Origin of the sequence: Mesorhizobium shonense (genome assembly GCF_040545255.1) — a bacterium.
Classification (GTDB): Bacteria; Pseudomonadota; Alphaproteobacteria; order Rhizobiales; family Rhizobiaceae; genus Mesorhizobium; species Mesorhizobium shonense.
Window position 1 is genome coordinate 1 of record NZ_JBEPLM010000031.1, and the last position, 21,340, is coordinate 21,340.

Here is a 21,340-nt window from a genome sequence, read left to right on the forward strand (position 1 = left end):
GCTCCGGCGCCCGCCCGGCTGATCGAAGGCGGTCTGCCGACCGAGGCGACGGTCGCCCAGGTTCTGGTCTCCAAATATGCCGATCACCTGCCGCTTTATCGTCAGGCGCAGATCTACGCCCGGCAGGGCATCAGCCTGGATCGCTCCACACTCGCCGACTGGGTCGGCCGCGCCGCCTGGCATCTGCGTCCGGTCCACGAGCGGCTGCTGGAGAAGCTGAAAGCCTCGCCGAAGCTCTTTGCCGACGAGACCACGGCGCCGGTGCTCGATCCCGGCCGCGGCAAGACCAAGACCGGGCAGCTCTGGGCCTACGCCCGCGATGACCGACCATGGAACGGAAGCGACCCACCGGGCGTCGCCTATGTCTATGCGCCGGACCGAAAGGCGGAGCGCCCGATCGCTCATCTGGCGGGCTTTGCCGGAATCCTGCAGGTCGACGGATATGGTGGCTATCGGGTGCTCGCCGACAAGAGCGGCGCAACGCTCGCCTTCTGCTGGGCGCACGTGCGCCGACGCTTCTACGAACTCGCCGCGGCTGGCCCAGCGCCGATCGCGAGCGAGGCGCTCCGTCGCATCGCAGAACTCTATCAGGTCGAGGACGACATCCGCGGCCAGCCGGCAGACGCACGTCTTGCCGTGCGGCAGGAAAGGAGTCGACCCATCCTGGCCGATCTCGAACCCTGGCTGCGTGAAAAGCTCGGCCTGATCAGCCAGAAGACAAAGCTCGCTGAGGCGATCCGCTACACGCTCTCGCGCTGGGAAGGTCTCTCGCGCTTCCTCGACGACGGCCGCGTCGAGATCGACAGCAACACGGTCGAACGCTCCATCCGTCCGATTGCGCTCAACCGCAAGAACGCCCTCTTTGCAGGCTCAGACGGCGGCGCCGAACACTGGGCGGTCGTCGCGTCGCTGATCGAGACGTGCAAGCTGAACAATGTCGAGCCGCTCGGCTACCTGGCCGACGTGCTCACCAGGATCGTCAACGGCCACCCAAACAGCCAGATCGATGACCTGCTGCCTTGGGCCTACATCCGGCTCCCGAGCTTAAAGCCGTGATCTGAGTTCGGGTGATGCGCGGCTTCGCCAGCTCATTCGGCTAGTTCAAGACGCCCCTGAACTCGCTCCTCGATCGCCTTCAGGAAATGGTCGGACGTCGATGTCCAGCCAAAGAGTATCTGCACGAGCGTGATCGAGGCATCATGATTGCTCCTTGAGGCGTCCCAAGCGATGGGCTCGCTGGTGCAATCCGTCAACAGTATGCAGTGATAGTCCCTGAAGAAGGCATCCCGAATTGTCGATTCCACACAAACGCTGGTCGTGCATCCTGTCACGATGAGGTGTTTGATGCCTGCGGTCTTCAGAACAGAATCGAGCTCGGTCTCGTAGAAACCGCTGAACCGCGTTTTGTAGAGGACGACATCCCCTGCCTCTGGCTTGAGGTCGTTAACGATATCTGTTCCCCAGGTGTCGCGGATCAGAATCCGGCTCTCGCTGCCATCCGGAGCTGTCATGCTCTCACCGACGCCAAAGATCTGGAGATGTCGGATACGGTTGGGGGCGTCCGATGTCCCAAGGTCCGAGAGGTCGGAATAATACCCCATCTTCAGATAGACGACGGGCACTCTCAAATCGCGAGCGGCAGCTATTACGCTGGCAGTAGGGCCAATAGCCCGTTGAATCCCGGAGATATCGATTCCGGCTCTGTCGAACATTCCACCTTTGGAGCCGAAGTCATTCTGCATGTCGACGACGAGAATTGCAGCGTTAGCAGGATCAATTGAAACAGGTTGAGGCTTCGCGTCGATGACAAGTGGATGCATTTTTGTCCTCCCACCAGCATGAGGTGTCGCTCTTCGCGCCCTTGGTTATCATGATCCGCCACCTACATCGCGTCAACAAAGGGAGGAGCTACATCACTGCTTGGCAGCCTAAGAACAGCGGTTACGAAGTTTTCATAGGATTGGATGTTGCGAAGTAAGCGTCACGACATAGTGGAGTTCGCGAAGGGCGGGACGTCCTGGCCAAAGGCTCCGCAACCAATCACGCCGTATTTGCCAGCGTCGCCAGGATCCACAACCGGATCAACGAGACGCTGTTCGACAGACCCCACGATTTTGCGCCCCGCTTCACCACCAAGCCCAGCGGCGGCATCGACCCACGGCCGTGGTACCAAGGGTTCTACGCGGCCATGAATCTCAACATCAAACATCAAACGCTGGAAAGTAAGCGGTGCATCAAGGCACCTTTCCCGAAGTCGTCTGATGCGTGTATGGCGGTCAGCCGTTAGTCGGCGCGCCGGCGGCGATTACTGCGAGTTATCATAACGGGTGACATAGTGGAGTTCGCGCAGGGCGGGGATGACGAGGACGATGTCTTTGTATGCCCGTCCAACGTCCTTCGCATTTGCTGCCAAGCGCTAGGCAGGCGATGGTACGCCGGCCTCCGCAAGCAGCTGACGTTGAGTGAATCTGTCTTGGCATGGTTCAATAGATGCGGGGTTCGGTCCCGGTAGATCGAAACGCCGGCAGAGCTCGCCGACTGTTGCATAGACCAAAGGTCTGCCCGTGATGCCAGCAATATCATAGGTCGTGCGTATCCGGGAACATTCGCGGATCAGCATATCGAGATCACTTGTATCGACGCGGATTGTCTCAATCCCTTGCGCCGCAGGATAGTCGTCGCAAATTGTATCAGCCGAAAAGATAATTGGATGAAAGCCAAGACGCTGGGCCGCTTGGACGTATCGCAGACCACAACCCCATGGACCGCCTTCAACCAGGATGAGTGCTCTTCTTCTCATTGTTGTCGACTTTCTGTCGCGAGCTATGCGACGGTCAGATTGTAGATGTGCATCAGCTCTTTTACGTGTCCCGTCCCTCAGACTTGCGGTAAAGGTAGCATTGTCGACGCTCTGCAGTCGCAAAGGTTATGTAAAGTTAGTTGTAGGATCTATTGCAACGTTTTGCTTGCCGTCGGTCTGGCGCGCAGCCAAGAATGGCGGAGCCTTCACCTTGTTGAAGGAATAGCCACTCGGGCGGCCCACACCCGAGTGTTGCAACTGCCGGCACGGGTGGTTCGTCCCGTGGAATCATCGTCTGCGCATTGAGGTTAGACCCGGACATCGGGGCGATCAGATCGGGACCGAACGGGAACCGGGTGGGGCTGGGGTAGTTGTGGATGCATTCGCGAGAACGCCAGTCGCAGCCATCGTTCCACAAGATCGGTCCCGTAACCACCGCCAGACGACAGGATCTGCGCATCCCTGAGTCCCTGCCGCATGGCTGTTCCATCAGGCGGATGTTGCTCGCGCCGGCCTTCTCGCCGCGATGAAATATGCGGAATGACGAGCAGCAGTTGGTGTAGATGATCCGGATCGAGATAGTGGCTATTATAAACGGTTGACCGATTGTTACTCGGGGCAATCACTCGAATATCACCGAGAGATGTTGTCACGAGCAGTGCCGGCTCATCGATCAAAAAGTCGCGCGGGCATTTCCTGACGGTGATCCTGCAACTTGCAACGAATCTTTCTAAGAATTTTCGCAAACTCACGGGCTGCGTCCGTATATCCTGCTCGGAGTGGGCCCGATCAAAAGCAGTCGGCGTTATCGGAACCAAAGAACGGTGTGCGAGTTCGACGGAAATGTGCGGAACGCAGCGGCAGGTTATCACCCGAATGGGCAAGCGCTTGCTGCACAATGGACTGCCGAACTTTCTCTAGTTCAGCGCGTGAGTCGGAGATTAGATGAGCAGCCAGAATTACTCTTCAACTTCGTCAATGACAAGAAACGAAGTCGTTCATCCGATGCCAATATCCGGAAGGCGATTCGCGAGAGCATCGGCATCAAGAGAACCGTCATTTCCACTGGCTGGAACGACGCGTTATCGCGGAAAGTCCTGACATGCCGAAACTGAAATGCAGCGTCGCCCGACGCCGAAGCGCGGCCGCCGTGGGATCTGTTCTATCTCTCCCGCTCCCGGCGTCCGCTCGTCGACAGCGGAAGGCATCATCTCTGGCTAGGACGACCGGCTTTTCATCGACGGATCGATCGAGCCGTGGTCACCAATATCGGCCAGTCCAACTGCACGTCCTCGACACATGAAGCGCCAAATACACAATACGACCCTCGCCTTCCGGCTCCATTTGAGAACAAGCTGGCGGAAGAGCGCCGCTGCGCGGTCAGTGAGTGTCAGGCAGCGGTCTATGTTAAGCCCCTCCGTCAACACAGATAATGAGACGGCGCAAGAGAGCTCGGCATCGCCTAGTCGATTTACGAGCAGTTCTAGAACATCATCGGCAAGGCCTTCTTCGCCGTTGCCGATGCGAGAGGATTGACGATGAAAGCCTTCTACGCCAATGAACAAAAACGCCATCAACCCAAAGCCTACCTCTCCAGCGGCACAGCCCGGCCCCACCCTGAAAAACCGGAGCGGGTCGAGAGATTGTTGGCCGGCCTATCATCAGCAGGTTTGACCGTTGAACGGCCCAAGGATCATGGCCTTGGCCCGATCACCGCCGTGCACACACCCGAATATCTGGACTTCCTCGAGCACATATTCGCGCGCTGGCAGCGCATCGAAGGGGCCTCGGCAGAAGTTATCCCGAATATCCATCCGATCGCCCGCAACGGCTCTTACCCCGTTTCTGCGGTCGGCCAGGCCGGCTATCATATGGCAGACTCCGTGTGCCCGATCGCGACTGAGACTTGGAACAGCGCGCTCTGGAGCGCCTGGAGCGCAGTCGAAGCTGCCGAAGCAGTGAAGGCAGGGGCGCCTTCGGCCTACGCGCTTTGCAGACCGCCCGGCCACCACGCCTTCGCCGACCTTGCTGGCGGCTTCTGCTTCATCAACAATTCGGCGGTCGCAGCGTTGGCGTTGCGCAGGAGTGCTGCGCGCGTCGCGATCCTCGACGTAGACCTACATCATGGCAACGGCACGCAAGGCATCTTCTATGCAAGGCCCGACGTGCTCACCGTCTCGCTGCACGCCGATCCGGTGTGCTTCTATCCCTTTTTCTGGGGCTACGCCGGCGAGCGCGGTGAAGGCGCAGGTCTCGGCTACAACCTCAACCTGCCGCTGCCACAGAAATCCGGCGACGCGGCATTTCTGGAAGCGCTCGCGATAGCCCTCCGGCGCCTTCGCGCCTTCGCCCCCGAAGCGCTGGTAGTGGCGCTCGGTCTCGACGCCTTTGAGGGCGATCCGTTCGGCGGCCTATCGGTGACGACGCTTGGCTTCTCCCGTATCGGCGAAGCTATTGCCGGTCTCTGCCTGCCTACGGTGATCGTACAGGAAGGCGGCTATCTTTGTGATGCGCTCGGGGACAACCTCACCGCTTTCCTGACCGGCTTCGGCGATCGGGAGAGGACCTTGATGAGCTCGAACAGAAAGGGGTGGCAATGAACGCTTCTGGCCTTGGCACCATGGCGGTTATCGGCAACGGGGTGATTGGACACGGAATCGCGGAGGTATTCGCGAAGGCGGGCTGGGACGTGTGTCTCATTGGTCGCAGCCAGGATAGCCTCAAGGGCGCGCTCCAGCAGATTGGCGCGAGCCTCAACGAATTTGTTCAGGCTGAATTGCTGAGCACTTCATCAGCGAAATCAGCGGCGGCGAGGATTCGAACTTCAACCGAGTTACAAGCAGCAGCAGCAGCGGAATTCGTTATCGAAGCCGTTCCTGAGGACATGGAACTGAAGCTCGACATATTCTCCAAACTCGACGGAATCTGTCGTTCCGATGCCCTACTTGCGACTTCTAGCGGCCATCCGGCCAGTTGCGTCGATAAATGCGTCGAGCACAGGGAGCGTGTCATCGCCGCGCATTTTTGGTATCCGCCCCAACTGCTTCCGCTCGTTGAGGTTTGTGGCAGTGGTGCCACGACCAAGGCCGTGGTGGTGCGTACATGTGCAATTCTTGGCGGCATTGGAATGAAGCCTGTCGTCATCGATTGCGAAGTGCCGGGATTCATCGGCAACCGTATCCAATTTGCAGCGCTTCGTGAGGCCTGGGCGCTTTGGGCCGCGGGTGTTGCTTCGGCCGAAGCCATCGATTCGGTGATCCGGTATTCGATCGGACGACGGCTTGCTGTGACCGGACCAATCGAATCAGCGGATCTGGGTGGTCTTGACACAATGTATCATTTTGCTCGTTTCCTGCTGCCATCGCTCGACACTTCGTCTGAACCACCCGAACAGGTTGCGGCTTTGGTCCGCGGTCGGCATTGCGGAGTTCCCAGCGGCAAGGGCGTGTACGATTGGTTCGAACGAGACGGCTCTGGGCTGCTGTCAGCACGGCGCCGTGAACTGATGCGATGGTTGCAAATGGACCAGAAAGGTCGTGACCCCGATAAAGCACCCACACCCGTACCCCAAATCAGTGCAAGCGGCACAAAACCGCGCGGCTCAGATGAGGATCGCTTGGATTGACCCTTCGCCCGCGAGGTTGCGCAGATTTCCGGCGAGGCACTGGTTCGGGCGTTGCTGGCGTCCAAGCGGGGACGAGCCGTGGGTGTGTACGATGGCCCGCAAGCCGACACAGAAGACGGCCGTCTCTCGCATGATCGCAAGGCACAACGAGTATATATAAGTTATGATCGGCGAGGAAGTTAGGCCAAAGGTTCGAAGAGGATGCGGTTTGCGCGTCGCCTGAGCGCCTGCAAACTGCTTTTTGCATCCAAATCTCGAGCCGCAGCAAATCCCCGTAGATGATGGCGGATTTGCCAGGGATGGCAAATAGGATTCCTTCGGAGGCGACGAGAATTCCCGCGTTGGTCAACGCGTTTTAATTGTCGCATGTCCGACTAAGTCGGACATGCGAATAGCAGGCCTAGGGCAAACATATTGTCTTAAAAAGATTGTCTCCTTTGGCATGCTTCATGCTTCGTTATCCGCAAATGCGTCACCAACCGAGAGAATCGTCCGTGACCGCGTTCACTAATTATTCTGTTGCCGCCGACAATTCGGAGGCCCTCGCGAAAAGCTGCAGAATGACGGCGGCGCCATCGACGAGGCCAGCGTCTTTCCTCTTTTCAGTTCGAGCGAGGTTCCGATGAGCCGTATTACGCATGAGATGAACCACGAGTTCGCTGACGCTGCATGGCAAGAGCGCCATGCTGTTACTCGCATCGACCAGTTGCGCGAATGGATGAGGGTCGACGCCGACGGCAGTCTGATGAGAGACGTTGAACTCGGCCTAGCGCGTGCGCCAATGGCGATGCGGATCACGCCTTATGTACTGAACTTAATTGACTGGTCTAACTTCCTTAAAGACGCAATTCGCAAGCAATTCATTCCTGTTGGAAGCGAAATTCTTCCGTCTCACCCGTTGCTGAAAATGGATTCGTTGCATGAACGAGAGAATTCACCTGTAGATGGACTGGTGCATCGATATCAGGACAAGGCACTTTTACTCGCAACGGATCGCTGCCCGGTCTATTGTCGTTTTTGCACGCGCAGTTACAGCGTGGGTCTAGACACCCAATCGGTGTCGAAGAAACGGGCGGCGCCTTTCCAGATGCGCTGGCATAGTATCCTGGCATATCTTCGTACGAACCCAGTCATAGTTGACGTAGTAGTGTCGGGAGGAGATTGTTTTCGGCTCAAAGCGTCCAGACTTTTGGCGATCGGCATGGGGCTTCTGTCTATTCCCTCAATTCGCCGCATCCGATTCGCGACGAAAGGCCTCGCTGTACTGCCTATGAAAGTCACAAGCGATCATGAATGGACTGATGCTCTTTTCAACATTAACCATGTTGGCCGGGATCAGGGCGTAGAGATATCATTTCACACCCACTTCAACCACCCTGGGGAAATCACCGACTACACGATTGCGGCTGCAGAGCTTCTTTTCAAGCAGGGAATAAGGATGCGCAATCAGTCGGTTCTGCTGGCTGGTGTCAACGACGATCCCGAGGTTATGAAACAGCTCGTCAAAAGACTCTCAGACATACATATACAGCCATACTACGTGTACACTTGTGATCTTGTCGAGGGAATCGAGCACATGCGGTGTTCGGTAAAACGAGCGTGTCAGATAGAAAACGCCGTACGGGGGATCACGGCTGGTTATAACACTCCGGTGTTCGTCGTAGATACGCCGGGAGGTGGTGGAAAGCGCGACGTCCACAGTTTCGAGCATTATGACAGACAAACAGGGCTTGCTGTGTACCGGGCTCCATCTGTCCGGCCCAACCAACTGTTCACATATCCGGATCCTTTGCAGTCTCTCTCTCCAGATGCGCAGGCGGCATGGTTAAATCCCAAGCGCGCCGAACGCATACTGAGCGATGCGGTTGAGACCGCTCGAGTAAAATCGATGAGCGGCCTCTGCGGTATGCAAAAGTGATATCGCGAAGCCTGAGTTTGACGAGGGCGCCGTACCCGTGAAACTGGAAGTGCAGCCCTCGCCCGACACCCAATCGGGGCCGCCGTCGCATCCGTTCTATTTGTCCAGCCTGCGCCGGCCGCTGGTCGACCGTGCCGAGGGCATCTATTTCTGGACCAAGGACGGCCGCCGCTTCATTGACGGTTCGAGCGGGCCGATGGTCGCCAATATCGGCCATTCCAACCGCAACGTCCTCGACGCCATGAAGCGGCAGATGAAAAAGACCACCTTCGCTTACCGGCTGCATTTTGAGAACGAGCCGGCGGAAGAGCTCGCGCGCGAACTGGCTGGAAAACTGCCCGAAGGCATGGACCGCATCTTCTTCGTTTCCGGCGGCTCCGAAGCGACCGAATCCTGCATCAAGCTCGCCCGCCAATGGGCGGTCGCCACCGGTCAGCCCAAACGCTGGAAGGTGATCACCCGCTTCCCCTCCTATCACGGCGGCACGCTGGGCTCGCTTTCGATCACCGGCGACGATGCATTGGCCGAAACCTTCACGCCGATGATGCGGGTGATGCCGACGGTGCCGGCGCCGACCGCCTGGCGCGACCGCGACAACCTCTCGATGGAACAGCGCGGTATCCGCTACGCCGACATGCTGGAGGAGAAAATCCAGGCTGAAGGCCCGGAAAGCGTTCTAGCCTTCATCATGGAGCCGATCGGCGGCGCGGCGACGGCTGCCCTTGTCGCTCCCGACAGCTATTATCCGCGCATCCGCGAGATCTGCGACCGCTACGGCATCCTCCTGATCCATGACGAGGTGATGAGCGGCGCCGGCAGGACGGGCAAGTTCCTCGGCGGCGATCACTGGAACTGCAGGCCTGATATCGTCGCACTCTCGAAGGGGCTGGGTTCTGGCTATGCGCCGCTCGGCGCCCTTGCCGCGCCGATGCGCCTGGTCGAGCCGCTGCTGGCCTCCGGCGGTTTCCAGCACGGCCACACCTATGCCGGCAATCCGCTGGCCTGCGCCGCCGGCCTTGCCGTCCTTGGCGAAATGGACCGGCTCGATCTCATCGCCAACGCCGCGGCGATGCGCGACGTGCTCATGGCGGAATTGAAAGCGCTGCAGAAACGCTTCCCATTCATCGCCGATGTGCGCGGCAAGGGCCTGCTCACCGGCGCCGAGATGGTCGCCGACCCGGAGACCCTGCGGCCGATCGACCCTGCCAGCAAGGCGACGCAGCGCCTGCTCGATCACGCCTATGCGCGCGGCCTGATCATCTATGGCCGCAAGGTCAAGGGCGGCGTCAACGGCGACAATTTCATGGTGGCGCCGCCGATGATCATCACCCGCGAGCAAATCGGCGAGATGATCTCCATCATCGGCGACTCGCTAGAGACGCTGGCGCAGGAGCTCGACCTGCCGGTAGAAGGGTGAGAAAGGTATCTTGATGCCGGCACCGGTCACCCTTCGCCCCGGCCGCATCGAGGACGTCGAAACGATTCATGCCGCCCTGCTGCGCCTCGGCACCCATATCGGCGCGCATCAGGAAATCACCTCGACGCCCGACGACCTGCGCCGCTACGGCTTCGGCGAAAAGCCCGCCTTTTCGACGCTGATTGCCGAGGTCGGCGGCGAATTCGCCGGGCACTGCCTGCATTTCCCGATCTTCTCGACTTGGATGGGTCGGCCGGGCGTCTACGTGCAGGACCTCTACGTCGAGGATCGTTTTCGCGGCCGCCGGGTCGGCGAAAAACTGCTGCGGCACGTCGCGAAAGAGTGTGGCGCGGCGGGCGGCGTTTATCTGAGGCTGTCCGTCGATACTGACAACGAGCCCGCCAAGGCCTTCTATGAGAAGCTGGGCATCGGCTGGTCGAGTTACGAGCAGGTGCAGAAGATCGTAAGCGGTGCACCAGGGCACCTTGCAATAGGCCGATGAACATGGAGCTTTCGCGCCATGACATTGGAACATGCAGAGGGCGATGTAGTCGCCGAGATCAGCAGCACCGCGGCGGCTGAAGCTGGTGCAACGATGCCCGGCCGCGTACGGCAACGGAGGCTGTGGAGTTGCGCGGAGAAGCGCGCGTTGGTCGACCTTGCGAGCGCGGCGGGGTCGTCGGTGACCGAGGTCGCGCAAGCGTTTGGCGTGGCTCCTTCGCAGCTCTATGCGTGGCGCAAGCAGATGGCCGGCGGCGAGCACGATGTCGACGAGGCGGTGGCCACCTTCGCGCGCGTCGAGGTGAACGATCTGCCCGAGGTCGACCGGCCCGTCTCCGATTGCCCGGACCCGGCCGGCAAGATCGTGGTGGCCTTTGCGAACGGAGCGCGATTGCGGATCGATGGGACCGTCGATCCGACAGCGCTGCGCATCGTCCTGGCGGAGTTGAGCAGGTGATCACGGTGGTGCCGACCGACCGGATTTACCTGTGCTGCGGCGCGACCGATATGCGCCGCGGGATCAACAGCCTGGCGCGGATGGTGCAGCAGGTGCTCGCGCTCAATCCGCATACTGGCGCGATCTTCTGCTTCCGTGGACGCAAGGGTCATATCATCAAGATTTTGGCGCATGACGACCAGGGATTCTGCTTATTCACAAAGCGGCTGACCGACCGCTGTTTTGCCTGGCCGACCACGAAGGATCAGGTCGCCGTTTCGCTCACCAAGGCGGAGCTTTCGCTGCTTTTGGAAGGGATCGACTGGCGCCGGCCGAGCAAGACTTATCGGCCGCGTCTGGCTGGTTGATTTTGCTCGTTTGTTATTGATTTTGTGTCGATTTTGCTTCCTTGAAGGAAGTCTTTCGGGTATGTAATTTGGGTGTCGGAACAAGCTCCCTCAACCGCTGATTTCCTCGCCCGGATCGCGCTTCTGGAAGCGGCCGTTGCTGCCCGCGACATCACCATCGCCGAACGCGATGAGCAGCTGCGCAGAGAGCGCGCCGAGGCCGCACTTCGCATCCAGCGCCTGCAGCTGCGGATCGATCGCTTCAACCGCAAGGCATTCGGCCGCTCGTCCGAGAAGCTCGGCCAGATGCTGCTCGAACTCGAAGATCTCGAGGCCGATGTCGCCGCCGGCGTGCCCGATGCCGAGCTGCCCATCGTCACTGACACCGACAAGGTCCGGGCGTTGCCGGTGCGCAAGCTCAACCCGAACCTGCCGCGCAAGCGGATCGTTCGCGAGCCGTCCTGCGCATGCTGCCCGGGCTGCGGCGGCGCTCTGCGCGCCATGGGCGAAGACAGCGATGAGATGCTCGATCTGGTCGCCCAGGCCTGGCAGGTGATCGAGACCGTTCGACCCAAATACAGCTGCCGGACCTGCGATAAAATCATTCAGGCGCCGGCGCCCGCCAAGGCCATTGCACGCGGCAAGCTCAGCTACGCCGCGCTCGCCCATATCATGATGGCGAAGTGGGGTTATCATCTGCCCTACTACCGTCAAACCCAGATGATGGCCGCCAAGGGCGTCGATATCGAGCGATCCACGCTTGCGCGCAGCGCCGGCTATGTCGCCGCCTTGCTCGATCCGATCTACAATCGCCTTCGTGAGATCGGCCGTACCCGCATCAAGCTACACACCGACGATACGCGTCTTCCGATCCTGGCGCCCAGCACCGGCACGACGCACAAGGGCGCGCTCTGGGTTTACGTCGCCGATGACCGCAACTCGGGTTCGCAGGAGCCGCCGATCGCTTGGTATCGCGCCACCATGGGCCGCGCCGGCGCGAGCGTGATGAGCGAGCTCGCCGGATTTGCCGGCACGCTCCAGGCCGATGGATTCACTGGTTATGTTGCGGCCGTCCATATGTAACGGCGGCCGGAGAAAGGTTCGTTTCCCCGGCCTGAACCGCAACATAAATTTCAACCCTGCGACGGCTACAGAGCCTTCAGGAAAGCCATCAGGGATGGCAGCGAGCGCTGAGGGACAGTGGCTTGTTGGTCAGAGATGTCGACCCGAGCAAGCGCCTTCGCCTTCATTTCCATATCGACTTCAGCATAAATATGCGTCGTGTCGAGAGACACATGGCCAAGCCAGGCGCGGATAGTGTTGATATCGACGCCAGCGCGCAGCAGGTGGACTGCCGTTGTATGCCGGATCGTGTGGGGACTAACACGCTTCGCTTCGATAGACGGCACTGTTTTGCTCGCCAGTCCGACGTAGTGGGTCACAAGTCTGTGGATCCCGAAGCGCGTCAATGGTAAGTTGACCCGATTCAAAAAGACCGGATCACGTTTGCCACGCCCCTCGACGAGCCTCGACAGTGTCGTTGCAGTGGCTGGCCACAACGGACATGATCGGAACTTGTTTCCCTTGCCGTGTAGTCGCACCGACGATTGCCGGCCCAGCTGCAGATTGTCGACGATCAACTTCGCCGCTTCATCTGCACGGGCACCGCTGTTGTACAAGAACAGAAGCAAAGCATAATCGCGATTGCCAAGAGGCGTACGACGGTCCGGTTGTGCCAAGAGCGCGTCCATCTCCGGCTTCTCGAGATATCCGATCATGGCCTTGGCGGTCTTCTTGAACTGCACCGCTCGTACTTCGCCGGACCACGCGATGTGGACCGGAGAGTGCATGCCAATGAACCTTGCCAACGAGCGTATAGTCGCCAACCTCTGGTTTCGAGTGACTCCGCTGCACTTTCGATCGCGTTCCAGGTGATCAAGGAACTGACGGATGATTGACGGTGTCAACTCCTCGACCGACATCCGATCGATGGCGCGCGCCGCATGATTGCTGGCGAACGGAAGCAGCAGCGTCAGGGTGTCGCGGTAGCTAGCCTGAGTGTTTGGGGACAGATTCCGTTCCGCCACCAGATGTTCGAGGAGGAACCGCCGCACCCATGGTCCGAGGAGCATCTCATTCTTCATTGCTGCCCTCCATCGCATATTTGGCGAAGCGTTGGCTGGCCGCCTCCAGAAGTTCCGGCGTCATTTGCAGATAGCGTTGCGTAGATCGGATGTCGATGTGACCAAGGAAGGTTGCGAGTTGGGGGAGCAATCGTTGGACGTCCTGGCCGGATTGATACCATGCAACGACACGGTGGACGGCCGCGGTGTGGCGAAGATCATGGAGACGTGGTGGACGCGGTTCGCCGATCGGGCGTTCGATACCGGCGGCGCGGCGGACATGCTGGAACATGGTGACGACACTCTGATAAGTCCACCCTCGGATGCCGCGCGATGCGAATAGCGGCGCCGCATTCCCCTGCGGCATTGGCAGCAAGCCACGACGTTCGAGATGCGCGGCCAGCTCTCCAGACAGCTTCGGTCCAATTGGAACCAGGCGAGTCTTGTAGAATTTGGTGAAGCGAATGGTAATGATCCTTTCGACGAGATCGACATCCTGAAAGGTCAAGCGCAGGGCCTCGCCGATCCGGATGCCGGTCCCGTAGAGGAGTAAGATCATAGTACGATACATCGCTGGTACGTGCTGACTGTAGCCTGTTCGCAAAGTCGCCGTTGCTTCCAAAAGTCGGCGCAGTTCGTCGGTCGAATATACGTATGGCGTTTGCGCCGGCGGCAGTTTCGGCCGAACTGTCGGCAGAGGCGAGCGATCGGCATGTCCACGACTTATTGCGAACCTAAATAGGCCGCTCAGCACGCTGTGCTTGCGTGCCCACGTCGCTGTCAGAGCCTTGTCCCCATTAAGGAAATCAATGACCGATTCCGGGGTCACCTCGCCGATCTGTCGATCGCCAACTGCTCGCTCAAAGTAGTGGAGCGTGCGTTCGGCAGACTCGAAGCGCATGCCCAGTGACCGTTGCCGGGCCACGTAGATATCGATGACGTCGCTCAGCTTCATAGGACGTCTCCCAAATCGAAGGCGCCGACTTCGCGAAGAACTGCCATGTTCACCTTGGCGTAGACACTTGTTGCCGATGTCCAAGATGGTCGCCGATCTCCTTGATAGTCAGCCCCTCGGCGAGCAAGCGAACTGCACAGGCATGGCGCAAGGCATGCGCGCCGCGATGGGCAGCTTGAATCCCGAGCGCAACAAATCGCCGATTGGCGATGCTATAAATGCTAGTCACGTTCAAGGGGCGTCGAGGCGACTTCATGCGGAGGAAGACTTCTTGGCAAGAGGACGGTGGCCGGACAGTATCAACATAGCGCGCCAGTGCTTCAGCAGCAGAAGGCACCAGCGGATAGATCTGGGCTTGTCGTCGCTTCAAACGGAAAAGCCGAAGTGTTCGCCCCGCCCAGTCGATCTGGTCGAGTCGCAGTGCGGCGACTTCGCCGCGGCGCATGCCATATACAGCCAGCAGCAGTAGGATCGCGCGGTCTCGGATGTCGCGGGGCCGGTCCGTATCGACGTCGGCCAACATCTTCTGGACGTCGGACCAATCCGGGGCATATGGCAGAGACTCATGCTGATACAGCCGAGGTCGCGATATTGACGCCGCCAAGCGGTCTGAGCACCACGCCTCTTTTGCTGCGTATCGCAGAAAATCCCGCAAGGCTGAAGTGACGTGTGCAATAGAGACGCGACCCCATCGTCCGGCTCCTTGGGTCGCGATATAATTGTCAATGTCTTCTGCCTTCAAATCCTCAAGCTGGCGGTTCGACCGCTCGCACCACAGCAAGAACCTGCCGGCCATCCTCCCCCATTGCTCGACCGTCGAAGGTGTCAAACCGCGTTCGTCGCGCATCCAGACAACGTATTGGTCGAGTTGCCCTTGGTACGACAACATGACGGTGGGCTCGCGCCACCAGCCTAGGAACTTCAACCAGGGTCGCCCGATATCGATAACTCGACGCGCGGCGGTAGCCGCACCGCGAAGATTCTGCCGAGCTTGCGCAATCGGCAACAACTCCGCCATGCCAACTCCCTCCGCTGCGTCCGGGCGGAGATGTCGCGCGATCCATAGGAGTTCGCTGCGTTTGACCCTCAGAACTTCGGGTCTCGCTCCGAGTGTGGCGCAGTGATGCAAATAGCGGTTTCGCTCGTCAGCGAATGGCACTTCGGGAAATAGGGCATCAGCGGCTTGGTCAGAAAAGCAAGAGCGATCCATGTCGAACCTCCAAATGAGAAAAGGTCCGCCAGCCGAGCTCGCGATTTATGTCGCGTCAAATCGGGCCCAAATACTCAGTTGACAATGGGTAAAGGCCAGCATGGGGACATATGGATGGCCGCAACATAACCGGTGATATGTTCTGGAGAACATATCACCGGCTACAATCAGATCTACAAGGGCGGCGCCATTCGAGAAGCTGCCTGCCTGGCGCATCTGCGTCGCAAGATATTCGACGTTCACGACAGCCAGCCGACCGAGCTCAGCACGACGGCGATGGCCGGTATCCAGGCGATCTACCGGATCGAGGAAGAGATACGGGGGCTTGCGCCCGCCGAGCGATTGGCAGCCCGACGAAGGCGGACCCGACCACTGGTGCGCGCCCTGCGACGACAGCTCATGCGCCAGGCCAACGGTTTGTCGCGCCATGCAGATATCGCCAAGGCCTTCGCCTATGGCACCAAGCGATGGCGCGCGTTCAATCGCTTCCTCTACGATGGCCAGCTCGAGCCCGACAACCTGATCGCGGAGCGCGCCATTCGTGGATTTACCGTCGGCAGGCGCAATTGGCTTTTCTCGGGCAGCTTCGCCGCGGCAGAGCGATCCGCGGTCGTGCTCAGCATCATCGAGACCTGCAAGCTCTGCGACGTCGATGCCGAAGCCTACATGGCCGATGTCACCGAGCGCATCCAGAACGACTGGCCAGCCTCGCGCTGGGATGAGCTGATGCCGTGGAACTGGGTGCGCCGCCAAGAGATGCCGCTCCCCTTGGCGGCATGAGCGCGATCGATGACATGGCGCTGTCGGACGAGGCCCTCGAGGCCTGGATGGCCGCCAAGACCAACCCCCGCCCGCTGGTGCGCACCATGTCGGCGCTGGATGGCTTCATAACGGCGGCGGTCACCGGGCCGCGGTTCGCGGACCCGCAAGACTGGATGTGCCCGCTCATGGGATTGCCGCGCGACGTCCTGGCCAAAGGCTCTGCAACCGATCACGCCGTATTTGCCAGCCTCGCCAGGATCCACAACCAGATCAACGAGACGCTGTTCGACAGACCGCAGGATTATGCGCCCCGCTTCGCCACCAAGCCCGGCGGCGGCATCGACCCACGGCCGTGGTGCCAAGGGTTCTACGCGGCCATGAATCTCAACATCAAACGCTGGAAACGGCTCCTCGACCTCAAGAACCCCAACCACGGACTGCTGCTGCCGATCCTGATCTACTGCGTCGACAAAAAAGGGCGGCCCGTCCTCGGCAAACCCAGGCCGGGGCCCGAGACCGCGCACTTCGTCGAGCACGAGGCATACAAAGACATCGTCCTCGTCATCCCCGCCCTGCGCGAACTCCACTATGTCACCCGTTATGATAACTCGCAGTAATCGCCGCCGGCGCGCCGACTAACGGCTGACCGCCATACACGCATCAGACGACTTCGGGAAAGGTGCCTTGATGCACCGCTTACAGAAGATCGTTGGCGATGCCTTCTTCGCCTTTGCCGACATGCCGGAGGAATGACGATGAAAGCCTTCTACGCCGAGGAGCAGAAACGCCATGATCCCAAGGCTTTCCTCTCCAGCGGCGCGCCGCAGCCGAACCCGGAAAGGCCGGAGCGGTTCGAGAGATTGCTAGCCGGCGCAAGGTCAGGACGATCGAACGTCCAGGAAGTCATGGGCTTGGCCCGATTGCGGCGGTGCACACGCCCGAATATCTCGATTTCCTCGAGCACATTTTTCCGCGCTGGCAGCGCATCGAAGGCGCTTCGGCGGAGGTGATCCCGAACATCCACCCCATCGCCCGCGACGGCTCCTATCCGGCCTCTGCCGTCAGCCAGGCCGGCTACCATATGGCCGACACCGCCTGTCCGATCTCGGCCGAGGCCTGGGACAGCGCGCTGCGGAGCGCTTGGAGCGCGGTGGAGGCGGCCGAGGCGGTGATGGCCGGTGTGCCTTCGGCCTATGCGCTCTGCCGTCCGCCCGGCCACCACGCCTTCGCCGATGTCGGCTGGGGGTGCGGGAAGGGCTCGTCGGCAAGGCGACGCCGAGACCGCCTGTGACGTTGAAACGAATGGTGCCTGACGGTTGGGATCATGGAGCTGTGTCGGTGAGGGCAACCCGAGCAGCTGTTCGGGGAAGACGTGCGCCGAACACTTTCAGAGCGGACCATACCAATGACGACATAGGGACAAGCTGTCATATGAGTTCCGTTACATATTTCCAGTAGATTCAGCACCGGCTAGGGCTGCGACGCGATTGCTGCGAGCGCTCCGTCAACTGCTGAAAGGATATCGCGCGCGTCATTTTCGGTCATCGGGGTGGAAAGCGCGAAGAGGCCGTAACTCGCCGAGAGTACTCCCCGATCGAGCAAACCCTTGTGGAACAGGTTGAGCTTCTTACGTTCGGACGCTCCCGGATAAACCGACCGGTAGTCCGTGATCGGCGGCGCAGTAAAATGAACTTTGAAAAGCGAGCCGAGACCGACGCACTGTCCGTTGAGGCCATGGCGTGCTAAAGAATCCGTGATCCCTTTGCGAAGCAAGGCGCCGATAGACTCCAGATGCTCAAAGCTTTCGGGAGTCAGCGTGCGCATCGCCGCCAAGCCGGCTCGCATAGTCACTGGGTTGGCAGTGAAAGTGCCGGCGTGGGGCAAGGCAGGCTTACCGCGGGTTGGATCGAAAACCGCCATTACCTCGGCACGACCACCGACGGCACCAACCGGAAAGCCGCCGCCGATGATCTTGCCGAGTGCCGTCAGGTCTGGGTCGATGCCCCAGAGACCCTGCGCGCCAGAGTAGCCCAGTCGGAGCGAGATCACCTCGTCGAAGATCACCAGCGAGCCGAAACAATGAGCGATCTCGACCGTCGCCTCTAAGTAATCCTTCCGCGCGGGAATAAGTCCGGCGCGGTTCGGCATTGGGTCGATCAGAACACCCGCTATCGTGCCGCCATGCGCGTCAAAGACGGCGCGCAGCGCCTCGGTATCGTTGAACGGCACGGCGATCACATCATTAAGCACTCCTGCCGGCGTGCCTTTCGCGTATGCCGTAGACGCGGGCATGTCACCCCAGTTGGCGGGCGAGCTGTCGAGGCTGACTTCCGCAAAGTCATAAGAGCCATGGTACGCGCCTTCGATCTTGACGATCTTCGGTCGACCGGTGAACGCCCGAGCCGCCTTGATCGCCATCATCACACCTTCTGTGCCAGAGTTGGCGAAGCGAACTTGCTCGACCGACGGGAGGCGCTCGACCAACAGCTCCGCAAGATCAAGCTCGCTCTCGGTTGGCGCTCCGAAAGCGGTTCCGTGGGCTATTTGACTTACCACCGCCGTCGTGACGTCAGGATGACCATAGCCATGGATCATGGCCGTGAAATTGTTGATGCAGTCGTAATAGACGTTGCCGTCGACGTCCCAAACGTGACAACCTTCGCCGCGATCGGCGTAGATCGGAAAAGGGTCGATGTAGACGGTTGTCCGCGTATTCCCGCCCGGCATGACCTTGCGGGCCCGCTCGAACATCTCGCGGGACTTCGGCATGGAATCTGGATAGTGGGGCATGATCTCGCAATCGATTAGGCAAGAAGTTTACGGATGGACCGCGAAGAGAGTCGCGATCCGCCTTGATCACCTGGTCATGATCGTGTGACTCTGCTCGCGCAGATACTGCGGCAAGAACCAGGAGCCTAGACCACCTTTGCCACTGACCCCGGTCCCCTTCCAGCCGCAGAACGGCTGAGCGCCCGGCCATGCGCCGGTCGTCGCCCCACTAGCGCGGTTTGCATAGAGAACGCCCGCTTCGGCAAAGTCGAGGAAGTATTGCAACTCGTTTTGATCATTGGTGAAGATGCCAGCCGACAAGCCGTAAGCGATGTCGTTGCCCTCCTGGATGGCGGCTTCGAGGCTGTCAAAGCCGCGGACGACCAGAAAAGGCATAAAGAGTTCCTCGCGGGTCAGCCGGCTAGGGCCGTCCAGTTCGACAATCGTCGGTAGCACGTAATTGTCCGGGAAGCCCTGTCCCAGTGCAGCGCCGCCGAAGTGAACCTTGCCCTTGCCTTCGACTTCCGACAGCACTGCCTTGAACCGATCGACTGTGGCATCGCCGTAGACAGGACCCATGAAGGTCTCGGCCTTGCGGGGGTCACCGACGACCAGCTTTCCAGCGAACGCCACGAGCTTATAAATGAATTCGGCCTTGACCCTCTCGTCGACGTACACGACCGAACACGCCGAGCACTTTTGCCCTTGCAATCCGAATGCGGAACGCGCCACGCCTTGCGCCGCACGATCGAGATCGGCTTTGCTGGTCACGTACGCGGGGTTCTTTCCACCCATTTCTGCAATGACCGGCTTCACGTATGGCAGCGTCGCCATGTGACGGAAGATGCTCATGCCGGTCTTGTGGGAACCAGTGAATGCGACACCATCGATGCCGTCGTCGGTGGCAAGAAGGCGGCCGACCTCGCCGTCGCCTAGCACAATATTGAAGACACCGTCCGGCAATCCTGCTGCGTGCAGCGTTTCGGCGAGCAGCAACCCGGTCAATGCGCAGCCGGGCGAGGGCTTGTAAACAACGGCATTGCCCGTCAAGAGGGCGCCGGAAACCATGTTAATCGACAACGCCAGCGGAAAATTGAAAGGAGCGATGACCGCGAAGACGCCATATGGCTTCAAGGTGCTCACGGTCGTCTCGTTCTCGACCAGTTCGTTCATCGGCCGAACAAATCCGTTGTTCGCCTTTAATTCAGAAGCGTAGTACTCAACAAAGTCGAGGCATTCCTCGACTTCGCCGACAGCCTCTATACGGGACTTTCCGATCTCATAGAGCGCCGCGAGACCAAGGTCGTATTTACGCTCGGCTAGTGCCTCACGCCATCGTGCGCCGAATGCGAGACGATCGTCTAGCGTCGAACGATTCCACACTTTAGCGCCGGCTCGCGCAGCCTTGATCGCGAACTTGACGTCGGTTGGAGTTGATACTGGGAACTTGCCAAGAGAGATCGTCCTTTCGATAGGGCTGAAGATTTTCTCCCGTGCACCAGTCGCGAAAGGCGTCGACCACTCGCGGCCTAGCGTGTCTTTCTCGAAGCCTGGGATCATTGGATCGAGGTGAGCGTGAACTGGAGAAAGATCCACTCCGACGTTCGAGTATGTCACGCGCGGTAGTTCAGCCATTTTCAGTCTCCGAAAAACGGTGTTTGTACCAACCGGATAACCGAGTTTTCCCTTCCGCGTCAATATTTGTGTCCATAAAACGGGTTTAGTTACCTGATTTCGGACCAATCGTGTTAGATCGGCTTGGTGCGACCGGTAGATGACCTCGTCTAATCCCCGGATCGCCCTGGTGCGAGCCTCGCGGCCGATCGCCGCCTTCATGGCCAGCCCGATGGTCATGTCGACGCCGGGGATGGTCATCAGCCGCTTCACGCCTTCAACGGCGAGAGCCGAACGTGCAAGATCGCGTTCGAGGACCTGAAGGTCTTCGCCCGGTCGAACTCGCGCGGATGCCGATCGATAGCGAGACGCTCGTCCTGCGGTGAGACCTGCTCGTTCAACCATGACCGGCCCTTAGTGCCGCGCAGGTCGGCATGGGGGCAGGAGGGGATCAGGCGGCTATAAGGATCGACTGGATCACGTTCTTCGATCGAGAGATCTCTGCCGGACAATCTGGTTGCGCTGTGTCACCTGTCGACGCAGAGCCTGCTTCGGCCTCGACCGGGAGCAGCCCATGCTGCCGATAATGCCGGGCATCCCCGAGCGCCAGACACATAGCTATGTCGGGCCCGGCGCCACCTCGCTGTCTGTAGCGCTCGACGTCGCCTCCGGCTTCGTTATTGGCAAGCGCTACAAACAGCACCGGCCCACCGAGTTCCTGGACTTCCTGTAGCAGCTCGATGCCAGTATTCCGCCGGACCTCGACGCCCACATCGTCATGGATCACTATGCTACTCATAAAACCGCGCTGGTTGGGTAACGGCTGACTTGACGGCGGCACTACCATGTCCAATTCACGCTGA

At 59.8% G+C, this 21,340-nt stretch carries 17 protein-coding genes and 4 pseudogenes; 14 read left to right on the forward strand and 7 right to left on the reverse strand.

Translation table 11 applies throughout. The annotated features are described in order from the left end of the window. On the forward strand, nt 1-1,056 hold a 1,056-nt coding region (tnpC, locus tag ABID26_RS35600), incomplete at its 5' end, for an IS66 family transposase (protein ID WP_354418171.1). Between the two features lie 32 nt (nt 1,057-1,088). Here the strand turns inward: tnpC (ABID26_RS35600) and ABID26_RS35605 are convergent. Together ABID26_RS35605 and ABID26_RS35610 are read right to left on the reverse strand one after the other, a co-directional pair. Then, on the reverse strand, nt 1,089-1,820 hold the full coding sequence (locus ABID26_RS35605) for a cysteine hydrolase family protein (protein WP_292369149.1): 732 nt from the start codon (nt 1,818-1,820) through the stop codon (nt 1,089-1,091). A 536-nt stretch (nt 1,821-2,356) separates the two neighbouring features. After that, nucleotides 2,357-2,800, reverse strand: a pseudogene (locus ABID26_RS35610) (ATP-grasp domain-containing protein); the annotation flags it as partial. A 1,538-nt stretch (nt 2,801-4,338) separates the two neighbouring features. Here ABID26_RS35610 and ABID26_RS35615 point away from each other — a divergent pair. The 9 genes and pseudogenes from ABID26_RS35615 (at nt 4,339) to tnpC (ABID26_RS35650) (ending at nt 12,127) form a co-directional block, all read left to right on the forward strand. After that, nucleotides 4,339-5,400 (forward strand): histone deacetylase family protein, encoded by a 1,062-nt coding sequence (locus tag ABID26_RS35615; protein ID WP_354418173.1) that lies wholly within the window; start codon nt 4,339-4,341, stop codon nt 5,398-5,400. After that, complete coding sequence (locus ABID26_RS35620) at nt 5,397-6,425, forward strand: 3-hydroxyacyl-CoA dehydrogenase family protein (RefSeq protein WP_354418174.1); 1,029 nt, start codon at nt 5,397-5,399, stop codon at nt 6,423-6,425. Before ABID26_RS35615 ends, ABID26_RS35620 begins: the two co-directional genes overlap by 4 nt. A gap of 622 nt (nt 6,426-7,047) precedes the next feature. Further along, a complete protein-coding gene (locus ABID26_RS35625; protein WP_354418175.1) occupies nt 7,048-8,343 on the forward strand; it encodes a KamA family radical SAM protein in 1,296 nt (431 codons plus the stop codon). Nucleotides 8,344-8,380: 37 nt separating this feature from the next. After that, nucleotides 8,381-9,760, forward strand: a complete 1,380-nt coding sequence (locus ABID26_RS35630) for an aminotransferase family protein (RefSeq protein WP_354418177.1) — start codon at nt 8,381-8,383, stop codon at nt 9,758-9,760. Between the two features lie 13 nt (nt 9,761-9,773). Continuing rightward, nucleotides 9,774-10,262, forward strand: coding sequence for a GNAT family N-acetyltransferase (locus ABID26_RS35635; RefSeq protein WP_354418179.1), 489 nt, complete (start codon nt 9,774-9,776; stop codon nt 10,260-10,262). A gap of 93 nt (nt 10,263-10,355) precedes the next feature. Further along, nucleotides 10,356-10,718 carry an IS66-like element accessory protein TnpA gene (tnpA, locus tag ABID26_RS35640; protein ID WP_354418212.1) on the forward strand — a complete coding sequence of 121 codons (363 nt, stop codon included), beginning with the start codon at nt 10,356-10,358 and terminating at the stop codon, nt 10,716-10,718. Then, nucleotides 10,715-11,065 (forward strand): IS66 family insertion sequence element accessory protein TnpB, encoded by a 351-nt coding sequence (gene tnpB / locus ABID26_RS35645; RefSeq protein ID WP_027170287.1) that lies wholly within the window; start codon nt 10,715-10,717, stop codon nt 11,063-11,065. Before tnpA ends, tnpB begins: the two co-directional genes overlap by 4 nt. A gap of 72 nt (nt 11,066-11,137) precedes the next feature. Further along, nucleotides 11,138-11,431, forward strand: a pseudogene (locus tag ABID26_RS37115) (transposase domain-containing protein); the annotation flags it as partial. A gap of 21 nt (nt 11,432-11,452) precedes the next feature. Next, complete coding sequence (gene tnpC / locus ABID26_RS35650) at nt 11,453-12,127, forward strand: IS66 family transposase (RefSeq protein WP_435528642.1); 675 nt, start codon at nt 11,453-11,455, stop codon at nt 12,125-12,127. Nucleotides 12,128-12,192: 65 nt separating this feature from the next. On the opposite strand, the gene ABID26_RS35655 is transcribed toward tnpC (ABID26_RS35650), so the two are convergent. Genes ABID26_RS35655 through ABID26_RS35665 form a run of 3 tightly spaced genes read right to left on the reverse strand, consistent with a single transcriptional unit; the run spans nt 12,193 to nt 15,140 of the window. Beyond that, on the reverse strand, nt 12,193-13,188 hold the full coding sequence (locus tag ABID26_RS35655; protein ID WP_354418182.1) for a tyrosine-type recombinase/integrase: 996 nt from the start codon (nt 13,186-13,188) through the stop codon (nt 12,193-12,195). Then, nucleotides 13,178-14,122 carry a tyrosine-type recombinase/integrase gene (locus ABID26_RS35660; protein ID WP_354418184.1) on the reverse strand — a complete coding sequence of 315 codons (945 nt, stop codon included), beginning with the start codon at nt 14,120-14,122 and terminating at the stop codon, nt 13,178-13,180. Before ABID26_RS35660 ends, ABID26_RS35655 begins: the two co-directional genes overlap by 11 nt. A gap of 49 nt (nt 14,123-14,171) precedes the next feature. Continuing rightward, nucleotides 14,172-15,140, reverse strand: coding sequence for a tyrosine-type recombinase/integrase (locus ABID26_RS35665; RefSeq protein WP_354418186.1), 969 nt, complete (start codon nt 15,138-15,140; stop codon nt 14,172-14,174). Nucleotides 15,141-15,464: 324 nt separating this feature from the next. Here ABID26_RS35665 and ABID26_RS35670 point away from each other — a divergent pair, with 324 nt between their 5' ends. The 3 genes and pseudogenes from ABID26_RS35670 to ABID26_RS35680 all read left to right on the forward strand — a co-directional run. Further along, nucleotides 15,465-16,112, forward strand: coding sequence for an IS66 family transposase (locus ABID26_RS35670; protein WP_354418187.1), 648 nt, complete (start codon nt 15,465-15,467; stop codon nt 16,110-16,112). Next, entirely contained in the window at nt 16,109-16,711 is a 603-nt protein-coding gene (locus ABID26_RS35675) for a UPF0149 family protein (protein ID WP_354418189.1), read from the forward strand. The genes ABID26_RS35670 and ABID26_RS35675 overlap by 4 nt, the downstream gene beginning before the upstream one ends. 138 nt (nt 16,712-16,849) lie before the next feature. Further along, nucleotides 16,850-17,340, forward strand: a pseudogene (locus ABID26_RS35680) (arginase family protein); the annotation flags it as partial. A 224-nt stretch (nt 17,341-17,564) separates the two neighbouring features. On the opposite strand, the gene ABID26_RS35685 reads toward ABID26_RS35680, so the two are convergent. Further along, nucleotides 17,565-18,863, reverse strand: a complete 1,299-nt coding sequence (locus ABID26_RS35685; RefSeq protein WP_354418190.1) for an aspartate aminotransferase family protein — start codon at nt 18,861-18,863, stop codon at nt 17,565-17,567. An 87-nt stretch (nt 18,864-18,950) separates the two neighbouring features. Further along, on the reverse strand, nt 18,951-20,738 hold the full coding sequence (locus ABID26_RS35690) for an aldehyde dehydrogenase family protein (RefSeq protein WP_354418192.1): 1,788 nt from the start codon (nt 20,736-20,738) through the stop codon (nt 18,951-18,953). A gap of 295 nt (nt 20,739-21,033) precedes the next feature. On the opposite strand from ABID26_RS35690, the pseudogene ABID26_RS35695 reads away from it, so the two are divergent. After that, nucleotides 21,034-21,294 (forward strand): annotated as a pseudogene (locus ABID26_RS35695) (IS630 family transposase); the annotation flags it as partial. Nucleotides 21,295-21,340: the final 46 nt, after the last annotated feature.